Annotated in this window: 21 protein-coding genes; 13 read left to right on the top strand and 8 right to left on the bottom strand. The window is 72.4% G+C overall.

Going from position 1 to position 24,527, the window contains the following annotated elements:
• Positions 1-12 precede the first annotated feature (12 nt).
• The 5 genes from ACWKZU_RS15255 (at position 13) to ypfJ (ending at position 10,707) form a co-directional block, all read left to right on the top strand.
• Positions 13-4,395, top strand: coding sequence for an efflux RND transporter permease subunit (locus tag ACWKZU_RS15255; protein WP_449283187.1), 4,383 nt, complete (start codon positions 13-15; stop codon positions 4,393-4,395).
• 2 nt (positions 4,396-4,397) lie between these two features.
• A complete protein-coding gene (locus ACWKZU_RS15260) occupies positions 4,398-5,990 on the top strand; it encodes a DEAD/DEAH box helicase (RefSeq protein ID WP_449283188.1) in 1,593 nt (530 codons plus the stop codon).
• A 399-nt stretch (positions 5,991-6,389) separates the two neighbouring features.
• Entirely contained in the window at positions 6,390-8,471 is a 2,082-nt protein-coding gene (locus ACWKZU_RS15265; RefSeq protein ID WP_449283189.1) for an acyl-CoA dehydrogenase family protein, read from the top strand.
• Positions 8,472-8,663: 192 nt separating this feature from the next.
• Positions 8,664-9,635 carry a prolyl aminopeptidase gene (gene pip, locus ACWKZU_RS15270; protein WP_449283190.1) on the top strand — a complete coding sequence of 324 codons (972 nt, stop codon included), beginning with the start codon at positions 8,664-8,666 and terminating at the stop codon, positions 9,633-9,635.
• 178 nt (positions 9,636-9,813) lie between these two features.
• Positions 9,814-10,707 (top strand): KPN_02809 family neutral zinc metallopeptidase, encoded by an 894-nt coding sequence (gene ypfJ, locus ACWKZU_RS15275; protein WP_449283191.1) that lies wholly within the window; start codon positions 9,814-9,816, stop codon positions 10,705-10,707.
• A gap of 98 nt (positions 10,708-10,805) precedes the next feature.
• On the opposite strand, the gene ACWKZU_RS15280 is transcribed toward ypfJ, so the two are convergent.
• The 4 genes from ACWKZU_RS15280 to ACWKZU_RS15295 form a co-directional block, all read right to left on the bottom strand.
• Positions 10,806-11,651, bottom strand: a complete 846-nt coding sequence (locus tag ACWKZU_RS15280) for a LysR substrate-binding domain-containing protein (RefSeq protein WP_449283192.1) — start codon at positions 11,649-11,651, stop codon at positions 10,806-10,808.
• Positions 11,648-11,986, bottom strand: a complete 339-nt coding sequence (locus ACWKZU_RS15285) for an MGMT family protein (RefSeq protein ID WP_449283193.1) — start codon at positions 11,984-11,986, stop codon at positions 11,648-11,650. The genes ACWKZU_RS15280 and ACWKZU_RS15285 overlap by 4 nt, the downstream gene beginning before the upstream one ends.
• 43 nt (positions 11,987-12,029) lie before the next feature.
• A complete protein-coding gene (locus ACWKZU_RS15290) occupies positions 12,030-12,752 on the bottom strand; it encodes a VIT1/CCC1 transporter family protein (protein ID WP_449283194.1) in 723 nt (240 codons plus the stop codon).
• 181 nt (positions 12,753-12,933) lie between these two features.
• On the bottom strand, positions 12,934-14,844 hold the full coding sequence (locus ACWKZU_RS15295; protein WP_449283195.1) for an ABC-F family ATP-binding cassette domain-containing protein: 1,911 nt from the start codon (positions 14,842-14,844) through the stop codon (positions 12,934-12,936).
• 448 nt (positions 14,845-15,292) lie between these two features.
• Here ACWKZU_RS15295 and ACWKZU_RS15300 point away from each other — a divergent pair, with 448 nt between their 5' ends.
• Both ACWKZU_RS15300 and ACWKZU_RS15305 read left to right on the top strand, forming a co-directional pair.
• Positions 15,293-15,790 carry an SRPBCC family protein gene (locus tag ACWKZU_RS15300; protein ID WP_449283196.1) on the top strand — a complete coding sequence of 166 codons (498 nt, stop codon included), beginning with the start codon at positions 15,293-15,295 and terminating at the stop codon, positions 15,788-15,790.
• Entirely contained in the window at positions 15,787-16,386 is a 600-nt protein-coding gene (locus ACWKZU_RS15305) for a class I SAM-dependent methyltransferase (RefSeq protein WP_449283197.1), read from the top strand. The genes ACWKZU_RS15300 and ACWKZU_RS15305 overlap by 4 nt, the downstream gene beginning before the upstream one ends.
• Before the next feature lie 21 nt (positions 16,387-16,407).
• Here the strand turns inward: ACWKZU_RS15305 and ACWKZU_RS15310 are convergent, their stop codons facing one another.
• The 3 genes from ACWKZU_RS15310 to ACWKZU_RS15320 all read right to left on the bottom strand — a co-directional run bounded on the left by ACWKZU_RS15310 (position 16,408) and on the right by ACWKZU_RS15320 (position 18,256).
• Entirely contained in the window at positions 16,408-16,836 is a 429-nt protein-coding gene (locus ACWKZU_RS15310; protein WP_449283198.1) for a DUF3995 domain-containing protein, read from the bottom strand.
• Positions 16,837-16,878: 42 nt separating this feature from the next.
• Positions 16,879-17,562 carry a type 1 glutamine amidotransferase domain-containing protein gene (locus ACWKZU_RS15315; protein ID WP_449283199.1) on the bottom strand — a complete coding sequence of 228 codons (684 nt, stop codon included), beginning with the start codon at positions 17,560-17,562 and terminating at the stop codon, positions 16,879-16,881.
• A gap of 91 nt (positions 17,563-17,653) precedes the next feature.
• Positions 17,654-18,256: a TetR/AcrR family transcriptional regulator gene (locus ACWKZU_RS15320; protein ID WP_449283200.1), complete on the bottom strand. Its 603-nt coding sequence runs from the start codon at positions 18,254-18,256 to the stop codon at positions 17,654-17,656.
• 67 nt (positions 18,257-18,323) lie between these two features.
• Here ACWKZU_RS15320 and ACWKZU_RS15325 point away from each other — a divergent pair, with 67 nt between their 5' ends.
• The 4 genes from ACWKZU_RS15325 (at position 18,324) to ACWKZU_RS15340 (ending at position 21,113) form a co-directional block, all read left to right on the top strand.
• Positions 18,324-19,565 (top strand): NADH:flavin oxidoreductase/NADH oxidase family protein, encoded by a 1,242-nt coding sequence (locus tag ACWKZU_RS15325; protein WP_449283201.1) that lies wholly within the window; start codon positions 18,324-18,326, stop codon positions 19,563-19,565.
• A gap of 143 nt (positions 19,566-19,708) precedes the next feature.
• Positions 19,709-19,903 (top strand): hypothetical protein, encoded by a 195-nt coding sequence (locus ACWKZU_RS15330; RefSeq protein WP_449283202.1) that lies wholly within the window; start codon positions 19,709-19,711, stop codon positions 19,901-19,903.
• Entirely contained in the window at positions 19,887-20,318 is a 432-nt protein-coding gene (gene arr / locus ACWKZU_RS15335; RefSeq protein ID WP_449283203.1) for an NAD(+)--rifampin ADP-ribosyltransferase, read from the top strand. Before ACWKZU_RS15330 ends, arr begins: the two co-directional genes overlap by 17 nt.
• 315 nt (positions 20,319-20,633) lie before the next feature.
• Positions 20,634-21,113, top strand: a complete 480-nt coding sequence (locus ACWKZU_RS15340; RefSeq protein WP_449283204.1) for a hypothetical protein — start codon at positions 20,634-20,636, stop codon at positions 21,111-21,113.
• Positions 21,114-21,148: 35 nt separating this feature from the next.
• Here ACWKZU_RS15340 and ACWKZU_RS15345 read toward each other — a convergent pair whose 3' ends face one another.
• Positions 21,149-22,198 carry an LLM class flavin-dependent oxidoreductase gene (locus ACWKZU_RS15345; protein ID WP_449283231.1) on the bottom strand — a complete coding sequence of 350 codons (1,050 nt, stop codon included), beginning with the start codon at positions 22,196-22,198 and terminating at the stop codon, positions 21,149-21,151.
• A gap of 139 nt (positions 22,199-22,337) precedes the next feature.
• Here ACWKZU_RS15345 and ACWKZU_RS15350 point away from each other — a divergent pair, with 139 nt between their 5' ends.
• Together ACWKZU_RS15350 and ACWKZU_RS15355 are read left to right on the top strand one after the other, a co-directional pair.
• Complete coding sequence (locus ACWKZU_RS15350) at positions 22,338-23,108, top strand: ABC transporter ATP-binding protein (RefSeq protein ID WP_449283205.1); 771 nt, start codon at positions 22,338-22,340, stop codon at positions 23,106-23,108.
• Complete coding sequence (locus ACWKZU_RS15355; RefSeq protein ID WP_449283206.1) at positions 23,105-24,493, top strand: FtsX-like permease family protein; 1,389 nt, start codon at positions 23,105-23,107, stop codon at positions 24,491-24,493. Before ACWKZU_RS15350 ends, ACWKZU_RS15355 begins: the two co-directional genes overlap by 4 nt.
• The last annotated feature ends 34 nt before the right edge of the window (positions 24,494-24,527 follow it).

Genomic DNA, 24,527 nt, shown 5'->3' on the forward strand with positions numbered 1-24,527 from the left:
ATAATCGTCCGCATGCACTTGCTCACGGCGCTCAGCCTGAAGAATCGCGCACTGATCGCCCTGGTGACCATCGTCGCCGCGGTGTTCGGCTTCATCGGCGTCGGGTCGCTCAAGCAGGAGCTCATGCCGTCCGTCGAGTTCCCCACGATCGCGGTCGTCACCACCTATCCGGGCGCCTCGCCCGAGGTCGTCAACAACGACGTCTCGGGGCCCATCGAGACCGCCCTGCGCGCCGTGCCGAGTCTCGAGAGCACCACCGCGACGTCGAGCACTGGCTCCTCGATGGTGCTCGCCGAGTTCACCTACGGCGTCGATCTCGCCGCCACCGAGCAGAAGGTGGAGAGGGCGATCAGCCGCATCTCGCAGCTGCTCCCCGAGCAGAGCGACAGCCAGGTGCTCTCGGGCAGCATCGACGACTTCCCGGTCATCCAGGTCGCCGTGACGCCCGCCGAGGGCGAGACCCCCGAGCAGGCGGCGCAGCTCGTCGAGCGCATCGCGATCCCGGATCTCAGCGATCTCGACGGCGTGCGCGACGCGCAGCTGACGGGCGCGCGGGAGGACCGGATCACGATCCAGCCCGACGCCGCGGCGCTGGCGGCGCAGGGCCTCGGCGCGCAATCCATCGCCGACGCGCTGCAGCAGAGCGGCGTGCTCATCGCCGCGGGCACGGTCACCGAGGAGGATCGCACGCTCGCGGTGCAGGCCGGTTCTGCCGTGGGATCCGCCGAGGAGATCGCCGCTCTGCCGCTGCCGCGGAGCGCCGAGGCGATCGCCGCCGAGCAGCAGGCCCTGCTGACGCCGCAGCAGCCCGGCGAGGCTCCGCCGACTCCGGCGGCCCCGATCACGATCGGCGATGTCGCCGAGGTGACGCTCGAACCGGGCCCCCAGCAGAGCATCTCCCGCGTCGACGGGGCTCCCGCCGTCACCATCGCGGTCACCAAGATGTCCGCGGCGAACACCGTGGATGTGTCGCACGCGGTGCAGGAGAAGCTCGACGAGCTGCAGGACCAGCTGGGCGGAGCGACGCTCACCGTGATCTTCGACCAGGCGCCGTACGTCGAGCAGTCGATCCACACCCTCACCACCGAGGGGCTTCTGGGCCTGCTCTTCGCAGTGCTCGTGATCCTCGTCTTCCTGATGTCGGTGCGCGCCACGCTCGTCACCGCGATCTCGATCCCGACCTCGGTGCTGCTCACCTTCGTCGGGCTCAACTTCGCGGAGTACACGCTGAACATGCTGACGCTCGGCGCGCTCACGATCTCCATCGGACGCGTGGTCGACGACTCCATCGTGGTCATCGAGAACATCAAACGGCACCTCGCCGCGGGCGGCGATCGCGCGAAGACCATCATCGAGGCGGTGCGCGAGGTCGCCGGGGCCATCACCGCGTCGACCATCACCACCGTGGCGGTGTTCCTGCCCATGGCATTCGTCGACGGCATGGTGGGCGAGCTCTTCCGGCCGTTCGCCTTCACGGTGACGATCGCGCTCGCGGCCTCGCTGCTGGTCTCGCTCACGATCGTGCCGGTGCTCGCGTTCTGGTTCCTGCGCGGAGACCGCCCCAAGCGCCGCTCGACGGCGGTCGGGCCGCAGGCCGAGCAGACGACCGCGTTGCAGCGCGGGTACCGCCCGATCATCGAGTGGACCCTGCGGAGACCGGCCGTGACGCTGCTCATCGCCGTCGTGGTCTTCGGCGCCACCATCGCGGCGAGCCCGCTCATGAAGACCAACTTCATGGGCGCCGACGAGCAGAACTCGGTCGGGCTCGTGCAGACCCTCGAACCGGGGACCAGCCTCGACGCCCAGCTGGCTCAGGCGGAACGCGTCGAGGAGGCGCTCGCCGAGGTCTCCGCCATCGAGACGGTGCAGGTGACGATCGGCAGCGCGGGCGGCGGCATGGCCGCGATCTTCGGCGGCGGGGGCGATGGTTCGGTGAGCTATTCGCTGACCACCGATCCCGACGCCGACCAGACGGCGGTGCAGGACGAGATCCGGGCCGCGGTCGACGCCCTCGACGACGCGGGCGAGTTCTCGCTGGGGCAGTCGGGCGGCGGCGTGGCGATGTCGAGCGCCATCGAGGTGAACGTATCGGCCCCCGACCAGGAGACCCTGCGCGAGGCCAGCGAGATCGTGACGGCGGAGCTGCGGGAGCAGCCGGAGCTGCAGCAGGTGGAGAGCGATCTCGGCCAGTCGCGCCCGTATCTGCGCGTCTCCGTCGACCGCACGGCCGCGGCCGCGGCCGGTCTCACGGAGTCGGGGGTCGCCGGACAGGTCTCGCAGCTGATGCAGCCCCGGCAGATCGGCCAGATCACCATGGACGCGGACAGCGTCGACGTGTATCTGGCGAGCGGGGTCGCGCCGAGCGATCAGGCCGGTGTCGCGGCGCTCCAGATCCAGACCGCCCTCGGCCCGCAGCGCCTCGACGCGCTCGCCGACATCGAGGTCGCCGACGGGCCGGTGACCGTGCGCACCGAGGACGGCACGCGCATGGTGACGGTCTCGGCGCTGCCCGAGGGCGACGACCTCGGCACGGCGGGCGTCGCGGTCGATGCGGCCCTCGAAGCCGTCGAACTGCCCGCGGGCGCGACGGCCGGCGTCGGCGGTGTGATGGCGCAGCAGGCCGAGGCGTTCCAGCAGCTCGGGCTCGCGCTGCTGGCGGCGATCCTCATCGTCTACGTGGTGATGGTGGCGACGTTCCGCAGCCTGCTGCAGCCGCTGCTGCTGCTCGTGTCGGTGCCGTTCGCCGCGACCGGGGCGATCCTGCTGCTCATCGTGACCGGCATCCCGCTCGGGGTCGCCTCCCTCATCGGCGTGCTCATGCTCATCGGCATCGTGGTGACCAACGCGATCGTGCTCATCGACCTCGTCAACCAGTACCGGGAACGCGGAGACACCCTGCGGGAGGCGGTGCTGCACGGCTCTCTGCAGCGTCTGCGGCCCATTGTGATGACCGCGCTCGCGACGATCTTCGCGCTCACGCCGATGGCGCTCGGGATCACGGGCAAGGGCGGCTTCATCTCGCAGCCGCTGGCGGTCGTGGTGATCGGCGGCCTGCTCTCGTCGACCGCGCTCACGCTCATCGTGCTGCCCACGCTCTACTACGCGGTCGAGCGTCGCCGAGCGGGCGGATCGCGACGACGCGAGCCGCGGGAGGGCCCGTCGGCCCCGCGCCGTCGTCGCGGCGGCGGGGGAGCGGTGCCGTTCTCGCCCGGAGCGCCCGCTGCCGCATCGGCGGGGGACGCGACCGGGCCCATGCCGGCCGCCACAGCGGTCGGTGCGGGGACGGCCTTCGGCGCAGCGGGGGCCGGAGCCGCCGGCTCCGCCGGTGCGTTCGGTGCGTTCGGCGCGGCGGATGCCGCGGATGCAGCGGGTGCTCTCGACGCTGCGGATGTCGACGGTGCTGCGCACGCCGAGGGTGCTGCGCATGCGGAGAGTGCTGCGCATGCGGAGGGCGCCGACGGCGTCGGACGCGCGGTCGACACCGAACCGGCCCCTCCGGTGTCGGCCCGATCCGCGGCGGCGGCCCCCGTGCCCGCCCCTTCCGCGCCGGCGACTCCACCCGTGCCCGGCGAGGCCGAGCCGGCGAGACACGCGGCGGATGCGTCGTCTGACGGACCGGACGAGGAGGCCGGGCCGGCCGAGACTGCGTCGGGCGAGGCTGAGACGGTCGCGACCGCGCCGATTCCGGTGGTGGCGGATCCCGCGACTCAGCAGGCGATTCTCAGCGAGCTCTTCAAGGCGGGACTCTCCGCGCCCGAGGTGTCGGGCGCGGCCGGGCCGGGCCGGGCCTCCGGGCCGGATTCGGCGAGAGCCTCCGACTCGACGGCGGAGCCGACCCCGATCCCGACCCCGGCTCCGGAGCACGGGGAGGTGGGCTCCGATACCGCTCAGATATCTCTCGCGCTCGCCGACCTCGGGTTCACGGGCACCGAGAACCCGCTGCTCGACGACGTCGATGACGCCGCGGAGGCGGAGGCGGGACCGGCCGGACCGGGCGAGGCGCCCGAGGGTGCCGGTCCCGCGGCCTTCGCCGCGACCGACGACGCCGAGGAGACCGATGGCGTCGACGAGACCGAGCTGGTGCCGCTCGTGCTCCCCGAGCCTCTGCCCGCCCGGTCCGATCCGGAAGGCCACGGCCCAGACGCAGAAGGCGGAGCGGAACCCGGAACCGCACCCGAGCCCCGGCCCGCGTCCGGATCCGCGGCCGATCCGACGCCCGCCGATCCGGCGGACGCAGGAGACCCGGCCGCTCCGCCGGTGACGGGCGAGCTCGACTGGGAGCAGCTCATGTGGCAGGCGACGCAGGAGGTCGACGAGCCGGAGGAGGACGAGTCGGACTCCGGGGCCGATCCCGGATCAGGCGCCGGGGACAGCCGGAACCGCGGGGAGGACTAGCGATGGCTCAGAAGGGGCGCCGCGGCTACCGGCCGCCGGCCAACTACGAGCCCGGTCGCGCGCCGGGGCGCCGCAACCGGTGGGCCGAACGCGGCGCCGCACAGGGACGGCCGGACGGCGGCCAGCCGCGGGGCGAGCGATCCCAGGGGCGCGATAAGAGCGGGAACACCCCGGCGGCCTCGCGAGGGTCGGCTGAGGGCGATGGCGCACAGGTGTTCGCCTTCGGCCGGGACGGTGCGGCGAAACAGGCGCCCGGCGCGGCCGAGCGGGCGTCCGGCGGCACCGAGCGCCCCGGTGGATCCGGCGGTGCCGGCGGTGAGAAGCTCTACGAGCCGCTCGACGCCCGGCTCACCACCGCGGCCGACGTCGCGGGGATGAGCTTCGGAGATCTCGGGCTGGGCGGCAACATCGTGCGCACGCTCGGCGAACTGGGTGCGGAGCGGCCGTTCCCGATTCAGGCCGCGACGATCCCCGACGCGCTGCAGGGCAGGGACGTGCTCGGGCGTGCCCGCACCGGCTCCGGCAAGACGATCGCCTTCGGATCGGCGCTCGTGGAGCGACTGCTCCGTCTCAAGGCTGAGGGCGCCTTCGCGAGCGATCCCGCACCGACCCGGAAGAAACCGCAGCGCGGGGAACGTCGCGAGCGCGCCCCGAAGCGCGCCGCCCGCAAGCCGAAGGCGCTGATCCTCGCCCCCACCCGCGAGCTCGCGCTGCAGATCGACCGCACGGTGCAACCGATCGCCCGCTCCGTCGGCTTCTTCACGGCGCAGCTGGTGGGCGGAGTGCCGCTCGACCCGCAGGTGCACGCGCTCGAACGCGGGGTCGACATCGTGATCGGCACGCCGGGACGCGTGCGCGACCTGGTGAACCGCCGTCGGCTCGACCTGCGCGAGGTGCTGATCTCGGTGATCGACGAGGCCGACCACATGTGCGAGCTCGGGTTCCTCGAGCCGGTGCAGTGGACACTGCGGCAGACCGTGCGCGGCGGCCAGCGCCTGCTGTTCTCGGCCACGCTCGACAGCGGCGTGTCGGAGCTCGTGGGAGAGTTCCTGCGCGAGCCGGCGGTGCACGAGGCCGAGGAGAGCGCCTCCGGGTCGGTGCGGCACCGGGTGCTCGTGGTGCTGCGGGAGGACAAGGACCATGCCCTCGTCGAGCTCGCTTCCGAGCCGGGCCGCACGTCCGACTCCTCGCGGACCATGGTGTTCTGCCGCACTCGGGCGTACGCCGAGCGGGTCGCCGAGATGCTCGCCGAGGAGGGGCTGCGGGTCACCGCTCTGCACGGCGACCTGAGCCAGGCGAAGCGCGAACGGAACCTGGCCCGCTTCTCCTCGGGCAAGGCATCGGTGCTCGTGGCGACGGACGTGGCGGCGCGCGGGATCCACGTGGACGACGTCGACCTCGTGCTGCAGGCCGACCCGCCCGACGACGCGAAGACCTATGTGCACCGCGCCGGTCGCACGGGGCGCGCGGGAAAGGACGGCCTGGTGATCACCGTGATCCCGCGCACCCGGCAGAAGCGCACGCGCGAGATGCTCGACACCGCGGGGATCGAGCCGGAGTACTTCGGCGACTTCGAGTCCGGCAAGGCGCTGTAGGCAAAGCGGAGCTTAGCGCGCCGACGGCGCTGAGCGCACCCTCGCGCTCAGGCGACGTGCGGAGCACGGAGCGGGGCGGGCGCCGCTTGAGAGAAGACGTGCGAGCGTTTTCGTGCACCCTCGGCGAGGTCCGCCGAGCGGGAGCGCCGCCCACGCGGAGAGCCGGCAGCCGGGTGGCGCCGCGGATTCCGGCGTGGAGGCGAGTGGAGGTCTCCTCCATTCCGATGACGAGGTTTTTGGTGAATCCCTACAAGGCTCCCGGTGGTGCGCGTGAGGCCCGATTGTGCGCGGTGGAGCGTGCGGTTGTGAGTGTCGGACGTCGCTTCTAACCTGGCAGCATTCGGATACGGGGATCGCGTCGCAGGGCGCGATCCCGAACGCCACGTCGAAGGAGCACCGATGAGCGACACCCCCACCCGGCCCGAACCCCGCATCGACGTCGAGGCGGTCGGCGATGCGCTGCTGGGCAAGTGGAAGCACGAGCGACTGGAGTCGCGGCGCGTCGCCGAGGACCCGCGGCTGCACACGATCCACGGTCAGCCGATGCCCGAGCATCGTGAGCGCGCCCTGGGCCAGCTGGGCATCCTGGTCGAGGAGGGGGCGATCCAGCGGGCCTACCCCGGCGACCTCGGCGGCGGCGACAATCACGGCGGCAACATCGCCGCCTTCCAGGAGCTCGTGCTCGCCGATCCCTCGCTCCAGATCAAGAGCGGTGTGCAGTGGGGCCTCTTCGGCGCCGCGATCCTGCACCTCGGCACCCGCAGGCACCACGAGAAGTGGCTGCCCGACGTGATGAGTCTCGAGCTGCCCGGTGCGTTCGCGATGACCGAGATCGGCCACGGATCCGATGTCGCCTCGATCGGCACCACGGCCGCCTACGATCCCGACACCGAGGAGTTCGAGATCCACACGCCGTCCACGGGCGCCTGGAAGGAGTTCCTCGGCAACGCCGCGCTGCACGGCCAGGCCGCGGTGGTCTTCGCGCAGCTCATCACCCGCGGGGTCAACCACGGCGTGCACGCCTTCTTCGTGCCGATCCGCACGCCGGACGGGGAGATGCTGCCCGGGGTCGGCAGCGAGGACGACGGGGTGAAGGGCGGCCTCAACGGCATCGACAACGGCCGCCTCCACTTCACCCACGTGCGCATTCCGCGCGAGAACCTGCTCAACCGCTACGGCGACGTCGCAGCCGACGGCACGTACTCCTCGGCGATCGAGAGCCCCGGCCGCCGCTTCTTCACCATGATCGGCACGCTCGTGCAGGGCCGCGTGTCGCTCGACGGCTCGGCCGTGCGCGCGATGCAGGCGGCCCTGACCATCGCGATCCGGTACGGCAGCGAGCGGCGCCAGTTCCCGGGAGCCTCGGGGCGCGAGACCGTGCTGCTCGACTACGGCCAGCACCAGCGCAGGCTGCTGCCGCGGCTCGCCCAGACCTACGCCATGACCTTCGCCGACGAGCGCCTGCTGACGATCTTCGACGAGGTGTTCTCGGGGGCCCGCGACACCGAGGAGAACCGCGAGGATCTGGAGACGCTCGCCGCCGCGCTGAAGCCGCTCTCGACTTGGGCGGCGCTCGACACCCTGCAGGAGGCGCGCGAGGCCTGCGGCGGCGCCGGATTCATGGCGAAGAACCGCCTGGTGGGCCTGCGTGCCGACCTCGACATCTACGTCACCTTCGAGGGCGACAACAATGTGCTGCTGCAGCTCGTGGGCAAGCGCCTGCTCACCGACTACGCCGCGCAGTTCAAGCCGGGCGACCGCGCCGCCATCGCGAAGGCCGCGGCCGCGCAGCTGGGCGATCGCGTGAGCCGCTTCGGCCTGCGGCAGATGGGCCAGAGCATCGCCGATCTCGGCCAGGTGTCGCGCTCGGTCGAGAGCCTGCGCAGCACCGAGTCGCAGCGCGAGCTGCTCACCGACCGGGTCCAGACGATGGTCGCGGAGATCGCGCTCGCGCTGCGCGAGGCCACCAAGGGGATCCCGCGGGAGGACAAGCGGGCGCGGGCGATCGCGAACGAGGAGGCCTTCAACGCGCAGCAGCACAAGCTCATCGAGGCCGCTCGCGCGCACGGCGAACTGCTGCAGTGGGAGGCCTTCACCGAGGCCGTGGAGCAGCTCGACGACGCCGACTCGCGCCAGGTGCTGACCTGGTTGCGCGACCTCTTCGGTCTCGGCATCATCGAGCGCAACGCCGCCTGGTACCTCGTGGCGGGCCGCATCTCGGGCCAGCGCGCCGAGGCCGTGACGGCCTACATCGACCGGCTGATCTCCCGCCTGCGGCCCCACGCACTCGACCTGGTCGAAGCGTTCGGGCTCACCCCGCAGCTGCTGCGCGCCGAGATCGCCACCGGCATCGAGGCGGAGCGTCAGGAGGAGGCGCAGGCTTACGTCGCGGCGCAGATGGCGGCGGGCACCTGGCCGATCCACGAGAAGGAGCTGCGCAAGCGCGAGAAGCAGCGCGTCGAGGAGAGGGCGAGCGCGTAGCGATCCCACGCGGCGGCTGTCTGCGGTCGCTGCCGCAGGCCGGTGCTGAAGGCCGGTGCTCGGTTGTGCACCGGGCGGGTGCGTTCGGCCAGGCCTCGGATCGTCGCAGGTGCTGCTCGGACCGCGGATGCAGCGACCGGATGCGGGATCGGCGCCCGGCGCGGGCGACCGGGCAGGGAATAGGGTGGATCCATGTCTGAACTGCGCACGCTCTACCCGCCCATCGAACCCTACGCGTTCGGCCGGCTCCCCGTCGGAGACGACCACCAGGTGTTCTGGGAGACGAGCGGCAACCCCGACGGCAAGCCGGTGGTCTTCCTCCACGGCGGTCCCGGCGGCGGCTGCAGTCCGGACCACCGCCGGTACTTCGACCCGGATCGCTACCGCATCGTGCTCTTCGACCAGCGCGGCTGCGGACGCAGCACGCCGCACGCGAGCGCACCGGATGCCGACCTGTCCACGAATACGACCTGGCACCTCGTGGCGGACATCGAACGCCTGCGCGAGCACCTCGGCATCGACCGCTGGCAGGTCTTCGGAGGCTCCTGGGGGTCGACTCTCGCCCTCGCCTACGCCCAGACCCACGCGGCGCGGGTCACCGAAATCGTGTTGCGCGGCATCTTCACCCTCCGCCGCAGCGAGATCCACTGGTTCTACCAGGAGGGCGCCTCGCAGCTGTTCCCCGACGTCTGGGAGGAGTACCTCGCGGTGATCCCCGAGGCCGAGCGCGACGACCTGGTCGCGGCGTACCACAGGAGGCTGTTCGACGCGGATCCGGCCGTGCACGTTCCGGCGGGTGTCGCCTGGACAGTGTGGGAGAACTCGACGGTCAGGCTCATCCCCGACGAGGCCGGCATCGCCGAGGCGCGCGCCGACATCGCGGCGGCGGTGGCCTTCGCGCGCATCGAGAACCACTACTTCTCGAACGGCGGCTGGATGGAGGACGGCCAGCTGATCCGGGACGCCGCCGAGAAGCTCGCCGGTATCCCGGGTGTGATCGTGCAGGGCCGGTACGACGCCTGCACCCCGCCCCGCACGGCGTGGGATCTGCACCGCGCCTGGCCGGAGGCCGCGTTCGCGATGATCCCGGACGCGGGGCACGCGGCGAGCGAACCCGGCATCGTCGACGCCCTGGTGCGCGCCACCGACCGCTTCGCCGCGTAGCGGGCTCGTCGACGCGCGCCTTCTCGAACCCGACCCGATTGTTCGGAACCGCGTGAAGTATCGTCGCTGGAGACCTCGGTCTCGGCGAATGGGCTCGGTCTCGGCGAACGGGCTCGGTTTCGGCGTGGGGGACTTCCGCAGTGGGTGGAACGGGCGCTCGCCGCGGTACCGTTAGTCCATGACCTTCAACGACAACGTGCGGATCGACACGAGCCGGGTGTCGAAGCGGAGCGGCGGTGGCCGCCGCGGCGGCCTCATCGCCGGTGGCGGCATCGGCGTCGTACTGCTGCTGGCGCTGGGCTCGCAGCTGCTGGGCGTCAACCTGATGCCCTTCGCCCCCGTGGTGGAGCAGGCGATCGGCGGCGGAGTCGTCTCGGAGGAGCAGGCCGGGTCGGTGCCCGGCTGCGAGACCGGGGCCGACGCGAACACCGATGTCGAGTGCCGGATGGCGGCCGCGAGCGACTCGCTCGAGCGCTACTGGGCCACGCAGGTCGGCAACTACCGCGGCCCCGCGAACGTCGTGCTCTTCGAAGGGCAGACGGAGTCCGGCTGCGGCGCCGCTTCGGCGGCGACCGGTCCGTTCTACTGCCCGGCCGATGAGAAGATCTACATCGACGTCTCCTTCTTCGACACGCTGAGCGGCGAGTACGGGGCTTCGAACGGCTCGCTGGCGCAGATGTACGTGCTCGCCCACGAGTGGGGCCACCACATCTCCAATCTCATCGGCTCCCTGCAGGGCGTCGGTCGCGAGAGCGGGCCGGCCTCGGGATCGGTGCGTCTCGAACTGCAGGCGGACTGCTTCGCGGGGGCGTGGGTGCAGAACGCGTCGACCGTCACCGACGACAGCGGCGTGCCGTTCCTGAAGCCCATCACGCAGCAGCAGATCGCCGACGCCATGAGCGCCGCGGCCGCGGTGGGCGACGACCACATCATGGAGTCGGCGGGGGTGGGCGTGAATCCCGAGCGCTTCACGCACGGCACCTCCGAGCAGCGGATGCGGTGGTTCCGGACGGGCTACGAGCAGGGCCCGACGGCCTGCGGCACCTTCGACGTTCCGGCCTCGGAGCTGTAGGCGGGGATCGCGCCGATCGGGATCCTTCCCGGCCCTTCGCCGTTCGAGGCGCGCGGGGGCCGTCTCGATTGGCTGGGCGAGCCGAGGGGGCGAACGCCTCAGCGGCGCTTCTTCGCCCTGCGTCTCGCGGCCTTCTCCCGCTCGGCCTTCTCGCGCGCCGCGGCGAGCTGAGCACCGCGGGAGTTCGGCTTGAGGGCCGGCTTCTTCTTGGCTGGGGCCTTCGCCGCATTCGCCGCCTTCGCGGCTTTCGTCGCGTCGGCTCCGGATCCCGCGCCCGGGCCGGTGCTACCCTCCGCGCTCGCCGCCGAGGGCCGCGAGCTGCGCGCCGTGCGGCCGCGCAGGATCCCGGCCAGCTGCTGCAGGTCGGCTGCGTCGCGCTCCACGCGCCAGCTCGCCCAGATCGTGGTCCCGGGGAGCGGCTCGTCGCCCGGGACGACGCGCAGCACGGCGTGCTCGCGCTTGCCGACGAGATGCCGCGCGAGAGGGAGCGGCGCGAGCACACCGCCGATCCCGGTCGCGACGAGTTCGAGTGCCGCGGGGAGTCCCCGCGGCATCCAGCTCGGATCGTCCCACGGCTCGGCGGCCGGCCAGCCGGGGGCGTGGTGGGGGTGGTCGAGGAGCCGCACCAGCGCGAGATCGGCGAGGGGGATCTCCGTGAGCTCTGCGAGCTCGTGGTCGGCGGGGAGCACCAGCGCCAAGGCCTCCTCGTAGAGGCGCAGCGCGTGGTGCGAGCGCTGCTCGTCCGCGGGATCGCTGCCGAGCGGTCGCTCACCGGGCGCCGCGCGCTCGATCAGCATGTCCTGCTCGGCATCGGCCGGCCGGCCGAACGGCCGCGCGAAGGGGACGAGTTCGAGAGGATGCCCCGGTGCGGCCTGCGACCAGCGCGCCGCCCACTTGCTCGGGGCGACGCCGCGGGTGAAGCCGAGCAGGATGGGTGCGTTCACAGCGCTATCTCCGAGTAGATCTCATGCGTATAGGGGAGCCGCGCCGAGGAGAGCGCGATGCGGTAGTCGTCGGGCGCGACCACGTGCCGCAGCGGTGTGCCCTCCTCGCGGTAGTGCGGCAGTGCCAGTCGAGCGTGCCCCTGCGGCGGCAGCCCGCTCGCGGGCACCACGCGCCACCAGGGCACCGAGTGCCCGTAGAGCGCCATGACCCGGCCGACCGCTCGCGGAGCCTCCGAGCCGAGCGCGATGCCGACGTCGCCGTAGGTCATCACCCGGCCCTCCGGGATGCGCGTCACCACGTCGAGCACCTGCTCGGCGAACTCCTCCGACACCATGCCCCCAGCATAGGCGGTGCGGGCGCTTCGGCATCGAGCGCCGCTATCCGAGCGACGACACCCCGAGCAGCATGCCGATCGAGTAGGTCGCGGCCACAGCGATGCCGCCGAAGGTCAGCTGCCGCACGGCACCGGCGAGCCAGCTGCGACGGGTGATGCTCGCCGCGATGCCACCCGCGAACAGCAGGCCGACACCGCCGAAGGCGAGCCCCCACCAGAGGGTGCCGAAGCCGAAGAGGAACGGCAGGATCGGGATGATCGCGCCCACGGCGAAGGAGAGGAAGGAGGAGACCGCCGCAACCCAGGGCGAGGGCTTCTCCTCGGGGCTCAGACCGAGTTCGTGCGCCAGGTGCACGCGCACCGCCTGGTCGCTGTTCGCGTGCACCTGGCCCGCGGCGACGTCCGCGACGTCCTGCTCCATGCCGAGACGCTCGAAGAGGGCAGCCAGCTCGGCCTGCTCGCCGTCGGGGTTGCGGCGGTGCGCCTCCTGCTCGGTGCGCACCTCCTTGTCGAGCTGCTCGTTCGCCGTGCGCACGGAGGTGAACTCGCCCAGAGCCATCGAGATCGCGCCGGCGATGAGGCCCGAGACGCCGGTGATGGCCACGATCCCGGGCGCCGCCCCGGCCGCGGCGATGCCGGCGATGAGGCCCACGTTCGAGACGAGACCGTCCATCGCGCCGAACACGCTCGCGCGCAGCCAGCCCGACGAGACGTCGGCGTGACGGTGATCGTACTCGTGGGGCTTGGAGATGTCGATGTCGTTCATGATCGCTTTCGTGGTGCTCGGGTGCGCGCGGGGCCGCCGCGATCCGCACGAGCAGCCACGCTAGCAAGGTTCCGGCGAGAGGGAGAAGCCCTCATCCCACCTCGCCGATCCGCTGCTCCGAGTTCGCCGCATCGAACTCGGAGCAGCGGCGTCCCGACTCCCCGCGGCTCGGGACCCCGGCTCACGGCACCGCTGCGATCTCCCTGATCGTGCCCGCCCAGCGCGAGCGCAGCCAGCGGTCGTGGGTGGCGATCACGAGTGCTCCGGCGAAGCCGCGCAGGGCTTCCTCGAGCTCCTCGACGAGTGTCAGCGAGAGGTGGTTGGTCGGCTCGTCGAGCAGCAGCACCGGCGGGGGATCCGCGACCAGCGCGGCCAGCGCGAGCCTGCGGCGCTGGCCGACGCTCAGGCTTCCGACCGACCGCTCGACATCGCGGGGAGCGAGCAGGCCCGTGGCGGCGAGCGGCGTCGCCTCGGCGATGTCGGGCCCCACCGCATCGCGGTAGACGGCCGACGCCTCGCGGGCGGGGTCGGCGAAGGAGACCTCCTGTGGGAGGTAGCCCACGCGCGTCTCGTGCTCCACGGTGCCGCGATCCGGCTGCAGTTCACCGGCGAGGATGGCGAGCAACGTCGATTTCCCCGCGCCGTTCGGCCCGGTGAGCATGATCCGTCCGCGGGGCATCACCTCGAGGGAGGTCTCCTGAAGCCGCTCGGCGAGGGCCACCCCGTGCGCGTGCAGCAGGGGCGTCTCGGAAGCGGTGTCGGCCACGGCCCCCTCGCCGGGCCCGGACCCATGGCCGGGGCCGGAACCATCGCCGGTCGCGACGGCGGGCGAGGTACCGACTTCCGGCACGGCCCCGAAACCGCCGAAGCGCAGCGGTTCGGGCGGGCGCCGCACGCGTTCGCGCTCGAGCGCCTCGAGCCGCACCCGGGCGTTGCGCGCCCGACGGGCGGTGACCCGGGCGTCCTTGTCGGCGTAGAACTTGCGGGTGATCTTGGCCTCCGACTTCGACTCGTGCTTTCGGTTCACCTCGCGCGACCCGACCTCGATCTCGTGGATGAGGCCCGCGCGCTCCTCCTGCTCGGCCGCGTAGCGCTCCCGCCAGCGGGCGAGTTCGGCCTGCCGCGCGGCGCGGGCCGCCGAGTAGCCCATGCCCCAGACGCGCACGCCCAGGCCCGATCCGGTGTCGTCGGTCTCGGGGGCGGAGTAGGGATCCTCGCTGTCGGGGACCGCCGCGCCGCTCGGCCCGATGGCGGCGGGATCCGGGTGCCCGGAAGGAGCGGCGTCGGCGAGCACGCTCGCCGCGACGGGAAGTGCATCGAGGTCGAGGATCCGCGTGCTCACGGCGTCGAGCAGGGCCCGATCGTGACTCGCGACGACCACGATGCCCGGCCACGCCGACAGCACACGTTCGAGGTAGGCCGCCGACGCGTCGTCGAGGTGGTTCGACGGCTCGTCGAGCAGCAGCGTGTGCGGCGCCTCCAGCAGCAGGGCCGCGAGCGACAACCGCAGCCGCTGCCCGCCCGAGAGCGCGCCGATGGCGCGGTGCGGCGGGATCCCGCCGAGCCCGAGGCCGGTCAGCGTCTCACCGCGGCGAGCCTCCGCCGACCAGGCGTCGCTCTGCTCGGCGTCCTCGAGGGCCGCGGCGTAGGCGGCGGCGACTCCGGCGTCGTCGGGGTGGGCTGCGAGCTGCTCGCCGAGGGCCTCGATGCGCGTCAGGGCGGCCACGGCGGCCCGTTGGGCGTCGTCGAGCACGCGGGAGAGCGGGGCGTCCTCGGGATACGGCAGCTCCTGCGCGAGCAGCCCGACGCTGCCGGGCAGCGACACGGCGCCGGTATCGGGGCGCTGCGCACCCGCGAGGATGCGCAGCAGCGTCGACTTGCCGGTGCCGTTCTCGCCGACGAGACCGATGCGATCGCCCGGCGAAGCCGAGAACGAGATGTCGCTGAGCACGCGGCGGTCCTGGTACGCGTGCGAGAGACCCTCGACCGCGAGGTGGGTCAGGCTGGTGGATCCGGTATCGCGGGCCGCGGCGCGAGCGGCCGCGGCGAGGTCGGGCGCGGTGGAGATGCGTGCGGGGTGTGGTGCGGGCATGTGAGCCGCCTCTCGGGTTCGGATGGTTCCACCGGGCCCGAGGGCTGCGGGTCGGAGCGGGCGTGCGGCGGAGGCGGGAGGCGCGCGCGTCGCTCGACGCCGGGTCGCATCGTCGGCACTGCGGCCTGCGATCGCGCGGGTGCGAGAGGCGATCGAGCAGGCCGTGCCCGGTGTGACGTGCAGCTTCCCCGGGACCGTCATCGGCACTCGGGTCGAGGCCGGCGGAACCGAAACAGGGGTCGGAGCTGCGTCAGATCTTCACGCCCACGAGTGTACGCCACGGGGTGCGGGGGAGCGCAAGGGGCATTTTCCGGCCGCCGGGCCCCGGCTCCCGATCCCGGCCTCGGTTCCGGCCCCGATCCACGGTCCCGATCCCCGGTCCCGTCCGCCGTGCCTCGGATCCACGACCGGCGGGCGCGCGGGGGCCGGAGAAGAGTACTCTGGGCACATGGCTGAGGCGACAGGAAAGCTGGTGCGCACGGAGCGCGGGGTCGATCTGGTCCTCGTGCGCTCGCTCGCGCTGCCCGTGGACGAGGCGTGGGCGTACCTCACCGAGTCCGAGCTCACGGAGCAGTGGTTCGGGCCGTGGGAGGGGGACGGCCGCGCCGGCGGCGCGGTGCGCGTGCGGATGCGCTTCGAGGATCACGAGCCGGCGATCAGCATCCGCATCATCGCCTGCGAGGCGCTCGAGCGGCTCGTGCTCAAGGCCGACGACGAGGTCGGCGGCTGGCACATGGAGCTGCGGCTCGAGGAGGACGGCGACGACGCCCTGCTCACGCTCGTGCACCATCTCGATGACGACGGCGTGGACGGCGTCGGCGAGATCGGGCCGGGCTGGGAGTACTACCTCGATCTGCTCATCGCCGCGACCGAGGGCACCGAGCGTCCGGGCTTCGACCAGTACTACCCGTCGCTGCGCGAGGCCTATCTGTCGCAGCGCCCGTGACGATCGACCGGGTGCGGGCGGCCTACACCGCGCGGGCCGCCGAGTACATCGACGTGGTCGGCGGAATCGAGCACGCGGCGCAGCGGGATCGCGATCTGATCCTCTCCTGGGCGCGCGGGATCGAGGGACGCGTCCTCGACGTCGGATGCGGGCCGGGGCAGTGGACGAACCATCTCCGGGGTGCGGGCATCGACGTCGAGGGGATCGACCCGACCGAGGCCTTCGTCGAGAGAGCGACGGTGCGATACCCCGATGCGCGCTATCGAGTGGCACGCGCGGAGGAGCTGGGGGTCGGGGACGGCGCCCTCGGCGGGATCCTCGCGTGGTTCTCGCTCATCCATACGGCACCCGACGCGATCGCTGCCCCGCTCGCGGAGTTCGCCCGCTGCCTCGGGCCCGGAGGCGGCCTGCTGCTCGGCTTCTTCGACGGACCGGCGGGCGAGCCGTTCGATCACGCGGTGACGACCGCCTACTTCTGGTCGGCCGAGGCGCTTACCGGGCCTCTGGAACGGGCGGGGTTCATCGTGACCGAGGCGCGCACTAGGGTGGATCCCGGCGCCCGTCCTCAGGGAACGATCATCGCGCGGAGGCGGTAGCGCCCGGCCGTGGTGCGGGTGCTACTTCTTCCTGGCTCCGAGCAGCACTGCAAGCCCCAGTACGCCGAACAGCGGGCGGTAGCAGGTGCGGTCGAGTTCGCGGAAGCGCTTGCCGGCCGGCGGGAGTCCCAGCACGGCGAGTGCGGCGTCGCCCCCTGCTGCCGCTCGAGCGAGCAGCCCCAGCCCGATGAGGCGCCTGAGCCCGACCGCCGCGCGCCCTTCGCCGAGCCCGCCCGCGACCACCGCTCCTCCGGTGAGCGCGGCTCCGGCGACCACCCAGGTGGCCGCGGGGCTCGGCGCCGCCTTCGCGCTTCCCGCCACGGCCTCGCTCAGCCGCCTCGCGTTCTTCTCCGGCCACGGCGATCCCGAAGCCCAGATGGCGTGCAGCGCTCCGGCCGCCGTGAGTCCGGCCCAGCCGATCAGTCTCGCGATGCGTGTTCCCCCGCTCATGCCCTCACCCTAGCCGAGGGGCGCGGGGACCGCGAGAGCGGATCAGAGCAGCTCGGCGACCTTCCGCGCGGTCTCCTGCGCCGATCCGGGATTCTGCCCGGTGACGAGCCTGCCGTCGACCACGGCGTGGGACACGAACGGGAGCTTCGCCTTCTCGTAGAGGGCGCCCCGCTGCTTCGCCTCGGCCTCCGCGTTGTACGGCACGAGCCCGGCGACCCCCGCGAGCTGCTCCTCCCGCCAGGAGAACCCGGTCATCCTGCGGTTCGCGATGAGGAAGGAGCCGTCCGACAACCGGGTGTCGAGCAGGCCGCAATAGCCGTGGCAGACCGAGGAGACGATGCCGCCCCGTTCGAAGATCTCGCGTGCGATCCGCTGCAGACCCTCGCTGTCCGGGAAGTCGTACATGACCGCGTGGCCGCCGGTGAAGGAGACGGCGTCGAAGTCGGCGGAGTCGATCTGGTCCGGGCTCGGCGTGCGCTCGAGCAGCGCCATTCTCGCGGGATCGGATCGCCAGGCCTTCGCGGTCCGGTCGAAGTTGGGGAACTTCAGCGAGCGCGGCTCGAGCGGAACGCGGCCGCCGCTCGGACTGACGATGGTCTGCTCGAAGCCCCGCTGCTCGAACACGTGCCAGGCGTGGGTGAGTTCGGAGAGCCAGAGCCCGGTGGGGTGAGCGGCGTCGTCGTAGTGGCCGACGTTGGTGACGATGTGGAGGATACGGGTGGTCATGCGGGTTCTCCCTGGTTCAGCCGGTGCGCGGTGCGGCGCGGTCTGGTGCGGGTGCGCGGTGGGATGCGGGGTGCGTCGGGTGCGGGGTGCGTCAGATGCGCGGCGGCGCGGTGACGGTGGCTCCGAACGCGGCGCGCAGCGCCGAGAACGACTCGCGCACCCGGGAGGCGACCGCGTCCGGGGCAACGGCGGCGAGCTTGCCGTCGAGGTGGAGGAACGCCAGTCCGTGCGTGAGGGCCCAGAGCGCGGTGGCGAGCGAGTCGTGATCCGCTCCGGGGAAGATCCCACGGAGCGAGTCGGCCAGCAGAGCGTGCAGTTCGCCCGACGCGAGCACGCGCTCGTCGTTCCGGTCGTCGCACTCCTGCCCGAACATCAGCTTGAACAGCGCCGGGCGCCGGAGTGCGAAGGCGACGTAGGCGACGGCGAACTCGACGAGCTGCTCCTCCGAGGCGGCCGGGGCGCCGTCGAGCGAGAGTTCGCTCTTGAGGTCGCGGAACCCCCGCACGGCGAGCGCCGACTCCAGTGCCTCGCGGTCGGCGAAGTGCCGGTAGGGGGCGGTCTGCGAGACTTCGGCCCGGCGGGCGACGGCCCGGAGCGAGAAGGACTCGCCGGCCTCGAGCATCTCCGTCGCCGCGTCGAGCAGGGCGGATCTGAGGTCGCCGTGATGGTACGCCTCACGCGCAGATGTTGACACTGAACACTTCCTTCGTTATCGTTCCAATGTAAGCAGTGTAAACATAATTCATCCGATGGAGCAAGCCATGCCGTCATCCCTGTACGAACCGCTCGTCATCCGCCGCGGCGTCGAGATTCCGAATCGCATCGCGAAGGCCGCCATGGAGGAGAACATGGCGAACGGGCAGCAGCTGCCCGACGGGCGTCTCTTCGAGCTCTACCGCCGCTGGAGCCGCGGGGGAGCTGGGCTCCTCATCACCGGGAACGTGATGGTGCACGCCGAGGCGATGACCGGCCCCGCCGGGGTGGTGCTCGACGAGCGCTCGCCGCTCGAGCCCTTCCGCGAGTGGGCGCGCGCGGCCCGGAGCGGGGGTGCGCGGGTGTGGATGCAGATCAACCACCCCGGTCGGCAGGTCAAGGCGGCGATGCCGGGTGTCGCGTGGGGCCCCTCCGCGATCGGGGTGCAGGCGGGGAGGGCGAGCCGGGTGCTCGCCGAGCCCACCGAGATGACGGCGGGTCAGATCGCCGAGACGGTCGAGCGCTTCGCGGTGACCGCCCGCCGGGCGGAGGAGGCCGGGTTCGACGGGGTGGAGATCCACGCGGCCCACGGCTACCTGCTCTCCCAGTTCCTCTCGCCGCTCGCGAACCGTCGCGCCGACCGCTGGGGCGGATCGCTCGAGAACCGGGCCCGCCTGCTGCTCGACGTCGTGCGCGCGGTCAGGGTCGCCGTGGAGCCCGGTTTCGCCGTCGCGGTCAAACTCAACTCCGCCGACTTCCAGCGGGGCGGCTTCGACGCCGACGACGCGCGCCGGGTGATCGAGATGCTCGCCCCGCTCGGCGTCGACCTCGTGGAGCTCTCGGGCGGCAGCTACGAGAGCCCCGCGATGTCGGGTCGCTCGGCCGACTCGCGCACCGTCGCGCGCGAGGCGTACTTCCTCGAGCTCGCGAGCGCGCTCGCGCAGACGAGCGCCGTGCCGCTCATGCTGACCGGCGGGATCGCGCGGCGTCCCGTGGCCGAGCAGGTGCTGGCGAGCGGCGTCGCGCTCGTGGGCATGGGCACCGCGCTCGCCGTCGATCCGGAACTGCCGAACCGGTGGCGCACGAGCGACGAGGCGAAGGTCGTGCTGGCCCCGGTGAACATCGAGGACAAGGCGATCGCGTCGGCTGCGGGCATGGCGCGGGTGCGGCACCAGCTGCGCAGGCTCGGTCGCGGCGCGCGCACCCGGCCGGGCGTGAACCCGAAGCTGGCGTTCGTGAGCGACCAGCTGCGCGAGCGGGTGGCGCTGCGCCGCCACCGCTCCTGGCTCGCGAGCCGCGCCGCGTCCTGAGCCGGGGCGGCGGCGCCTGCGTCGAACGAGGCGCCAGGGTCCCGAGACACCCCGTGGCGAGAGCCGGATCGCGGAGTAGACTCGAGCCGTGTCGAAGGAGACCGAGGAGTTCCTGGCGAAGGTCGCGCCCGCGAAGCGGAGGCGTGACGCGCTCACGGGGAACTGCTGGCCCGGCTCGGCCCCACCGGAAGGGCGTCGGGCGCCTCGACCTGACCGGGCCGGAGCAGAACGATCTCGCCGTGCTGGAGCAGATCGTGACCGACTCGTTCCGCGCGCTCAGCTCCGGCACGTCCACCCGGCGCGCGCGGGAGGCGTCCTCGGATGACTCCTCCGAGTGACGTTCTCGACGCCGGGCCGTTCTTCCACGGCACCGTCGCGGTGCTCCGCGCGGGAGAGCTCCTCACGGCCGGCCACCGGTCGAACTACCGCCCGGAGATCGTGATGAACCACGTCTACTTCACGGCGCTCCCCGACGGCGCCGGCCTCGCCGCCGAGATCGCGGCGGAGCTCGCCTCGGGCGGCGCCGACCCGCACGTGTACCTCGTACAGCCGACGGGGCCGTTCGAGGACGACCCGAACGTGACCGACAAGAAGTTCCCCGGCAATCCCACCCGCTCGTACCGCAGCGGTTCCCCGCTCCGCGTCGTGCGCGAGATCGACGACTGGGTGCGGCTGACGCCCGACGCGCTGCGGCTCTGGCGGGAGCGCCTCGCCGCGATTCGCGCGGATGAGCGGGCCGAGATCATCAACTGACGCCCGCGTCACCCCCCCGCCGGTGACGGCTCGGCGTCACGGCGGCCTCCTCGCGGGGCTGCTCGCAGAGGATCCGGGCCGCAGCCTCCGGATCGTCGGCGGCGCGCCCGGGCCAATACACTGAACTCCCGTCCGCTCTTCGCGGACTGACGAACCCGTGAAGACCGCGATCGATGCCCGGCGCAGCGATCGCCCCACCCCTGGACCGGCTTGCCAATGCTCCTCTCCCGCTCTCGCGTCCTGCCGCTGCCTGCACCCGGATGGGAGCGGTGCGACGAGGGCGAATCCCTGGTGTTCTCCGCCGCGAGGTCCCGGTTGGCGACGTTCGCGGCGGCCACCGCGGTGATCACCCTCTGCGCGGGAGCGCTGGTCAGCGCTCTGGCGATCCTGCTCGCGCCCGAGTCCGGAAGCGCGGCGCGTATCCTGATCGTCGCGGCCGCGCTGTGCCTGTGCCTCCCGCTGCTCCTCCTGGTGAAGGCGCCGTTCCGGGCCCGGACGAGACTGGTGAGGCTCGCCTACGACGACGAGGCCCTGACGCTCGCCATCGGCGCGGATGCCCACCGGGTGCCGTTTGGCGAGATGAACAGCCTCGTCTGGTGCACCGGCACCGAGTACGCTCGGATCGTCCTCGACTGGCGGGGAGGACGATGCTCGCTCCTCGCCGGGATCGCCCGGCCGCTCTCGGGCCATCGCGCCGACCTCCCCGAGCTGTCGAGCGACCTCCGGCGCGTCCTCGAACGCGCCGGACTCACCGCATCGGCGCGGACTCCGGGTTACACCAGGTATCGGCGCTGAGCCCTCACCGCCTGCGGCACGACGCCCCCTGCGTTCTACGCGGCGTCGCCCCGCACCGGTCCCTCCGTGTTCGGCTTCCAGCCCAGCGCCGGGGCCACGTGCTCGGCGAAGGCCTGCAGCACGTGCAGGTTGTACTCCGGGCCCAGCTGGTTCGGGATCGTGAGCATGAGGGTGTCTGCGGCCATGACCGCCTCGTCGGCCCGGAGCTGCTCGATGAGCCGATCGGGGGAGTCGGCGTAGGTCTTGCCGAAGGTCGAGCGGAACCCGTCGATGATCCCGATCTGATCCTGCCCGTCGCGCCCGCGCAGCCCGAAGTACGCCTCGTCCTCGGCGCTCACGATCGGGAACACGCTGCGGCTCACCGAGACGCGCGGCGACCCGGTGTGCCCGGCCTCCCGGTACGCCGCTCGGAAGCGCTCGATCTGCTCGCGCTGGAGCACGTGGAAGGGCTCGCCCGTCGCCTCGGTGAGGAGCGTGGAGCTCATGAGGTTGAGCCCCCGGCGGCCGGTGTCCTCGGCGGTGGCGCGGGATCCCGCACCCCACCAGATGCGGTCGCGCAGGCCCGGCGAGCGGGGTTCGATCGCGAGCCGGCCGGGAGGCGCCATCTGCGGGTCGCTGTCGACGACCGCGCCGCCCTCGATCGCGTGCAGGAAGAGCTCGAACTTGTCCCGCGCGAGGTCTGCGCCGCGCGCATCCTCGGCTCCGGTGTACCCGAAGGCCTCGTAGCCGCGCAGCGCCGTCTCGGGGGATCCCCGGCTCACGCCGAGGGCGATGCGCCCGTCGGCGATGAGATCGAGCGCCGCGGCCTCCTCGGCGAAGTAGAGCGGATTCTCGTACCGCATGTCGATCACGCCGGTGCCCACCTCGATGCGCTTCGTGCGCGCGGCCATCGCGGTGAGCAGCGGGATCGGCGAGGCCGCCTGGCGTGCGAAGTGGTGCACGCGCACGTAGGCGCCGTTGACGCCGATCTCATCGGCTCCCTCGGCGAGCTCGATGGTCTGGTGCAGCATGTCGCCCGCGGTGCGCACGCGCGAGCCGGGAACGGGCCCGTAGTGCCCGAAGGAGAGGAATCCGAACGCTTTCATGCCCGGTGCAACACGCGACACGGGATTGTATTCCTGTGCATATAAATGCGCCGCGCCGCGCGAACGCGGTACCGGGGGACGATCCCCGCGGTACCCAGGGCCGACGCGGCGGGGCGATTCCCGCCCATAGCGTCGGAGCATGGATATTCGACCGAGCGATATGGACCTGGTGGCGCGGGTCGCCCACCTCAGCAAGCACTACGGCGACGGGGCCCACCGGGTGACCGCCCTCGACCACGTCTCGATCGGCATCAAGCGCGGCCAGTTCACCGCCATCATGGGGCCGTCGGGATCGGGCAAGTCGACTCTCATGCACGTGATGGCCGGTCTCGACAGCGCGAGCGAGGGCCGCGTCTGGCTCGGCGACGACGAGATCACCGACCTCGGCGACGCGGCGCTCACGAGACTGCGCCGACGCCGGATCGGCTTCGTCTTCCAGTCCTTCAACCTCGTGCCCACCCTCGACGTGATGGGCAATCTGCGGCTGCCCTTCGAACTCGACGGGCGCCGGCCGTCGCCGCAGGAGCGGGACCGGATCGACGCCCTCGTCGAGGCGCTCGGACTCGCGGGGCGCACGACCCATCGCCCGCACGAGCTCTCGGGCGGGCAGCAGCAGCGCGTCGCGATCGCGCGCGCCCTCGCCACCCGGCCCGACGTCGTCTTCGCCGACGAGCCGACCGGGGCACTCGACTCGCGGACGGGCCGCGAGGTGCTCGGCCTGCTGCGCTCCGCGGTGGTCGAGGGCGGGCAGAGCATCGCCATGGTGACCCACGACCCCGTCGCGGCGAGCCACGCCGACCGGATCCTCTTCCTCGCCGACGGGCGCATCGTCTCGGATCGCGGCGCGATGCGGCCGGAGCAGATCTCGGAGACCATGCTGAACCTCGAGGCGCAGGGGGCCGCGGCGTGAGATCCGGGATCCGCGAGCACGCCGCCACCGTCGTCGTCTCCGCGCTCAGCACCCTGTTCGCGGTCACGCTGATCCTGTTCACCGGGATCCTCGCAGCCGCGCTCGATCCCGAGCTCGTCGAAGGATCCGGCACCTTCCGCATGATGCTGCTCGTCGTGTCGTTCGTGTTCATCGTGATCGCGCTCTACGTGGGCGCGATCGTCACGGCCAACACCTTCGCCACCATCATCGCGGGACGCACCCGCACCATCGCGCTGCTGCGGCTGGTCGGGGCCACCTCTGCGCGCGTGCGGGCCAGGGTCGCGGGGGAGGGCCTCGTCATGGGCGCGCTCGGAGCCGCGCTCGGCTTCGCGCTCGCGGAGGGACTCTGCGCGTTCGCGGTCGTCCGGGGGCCGGGGCTGGGCTGGTTGCCGGCGGGACGGGACTATCCGCTGTTCGACCCGCTCGCGCTCGTCGCGGCCGCCGTGGTCGCGGCGACCACCTGGGCCGCCGCCTGGGCGGGATCGAGGCGCGTGGGCCGGGTGTCGCCCGTCGCGGCGACCGGCGCCGCCGTCGAGCTGCGGCCGGAGGAGGCCCGTGGCCGCACGGCGCGGACCGTGTGGGCGGTGATCCTGGTCGTCGTCGGCGCCGCGCTGCTCGGACTGGGTCTGCTGCTCAGCCTCGTGTCCCCGCTCGCGCTGCTCGTCTCGTTCTTCGGCGGACTCTGCTCGTTCACCGGCATCGCCCTGGGCGCGCACCTCGTGATGCCGCCGCTGCTCCGCCTCGCCGGGCGCCTCTTCGCCGGCACGCCCACCGGCCGGCTCGCCGCCGCGAACGCCGTGCGCTTCCCCGAGCGCAGCTCGCGCTCCACGATCGGGCTCGTGATCGGCGTGACGCTGGTCACCATGTTCGCGGTCGCCCTCGACAGCTACCGCACCATGACCCTCCTCGCGTTCGAGAACGATCCGATGCTCGCGGCGGCGCTCGACCAGACGCTCGCGGTGACCACTGCGGTGTTCACCGGCCTCGTCGGCTTCTCGGCGGTCATCGCCGCCGTCGGCATGGTGAACACGCTGTCGCTCAGCGTGCTGCAGCGCACCCGCGAGCTCGGCCTGCTGCGCGCGCTCGGCTTCACCGGGGGCCAGGTGCGGCGCATGGTGCTCGCCGAGAGCGCGCAGACGACACTCGCCGCGCTCGGCTTCGGGCTGCTGCTCGGCGTCTTCTACGGCTGGGCCGCGGCCCAGTCCCTGCTCGGTTCGCAGCTCGGGATCGCCGCGCCGACCGTGCCCTGGCCCGTGCTGGTCGGCATCTGCGTGTTCGGCGTGCTGCTCGCGCTCGTCGCCGCCGCCGCCCCGGCCCGTCGGGCGATCCGGGTGTCACCGGTGGTGGCGCTCGCGGTCGACTGATCCGCGAAGCGGGAGTCGTCTTCTGCCGGCCCCC

The organism is Leucobacter sp., from assembly GCF_053528595.1.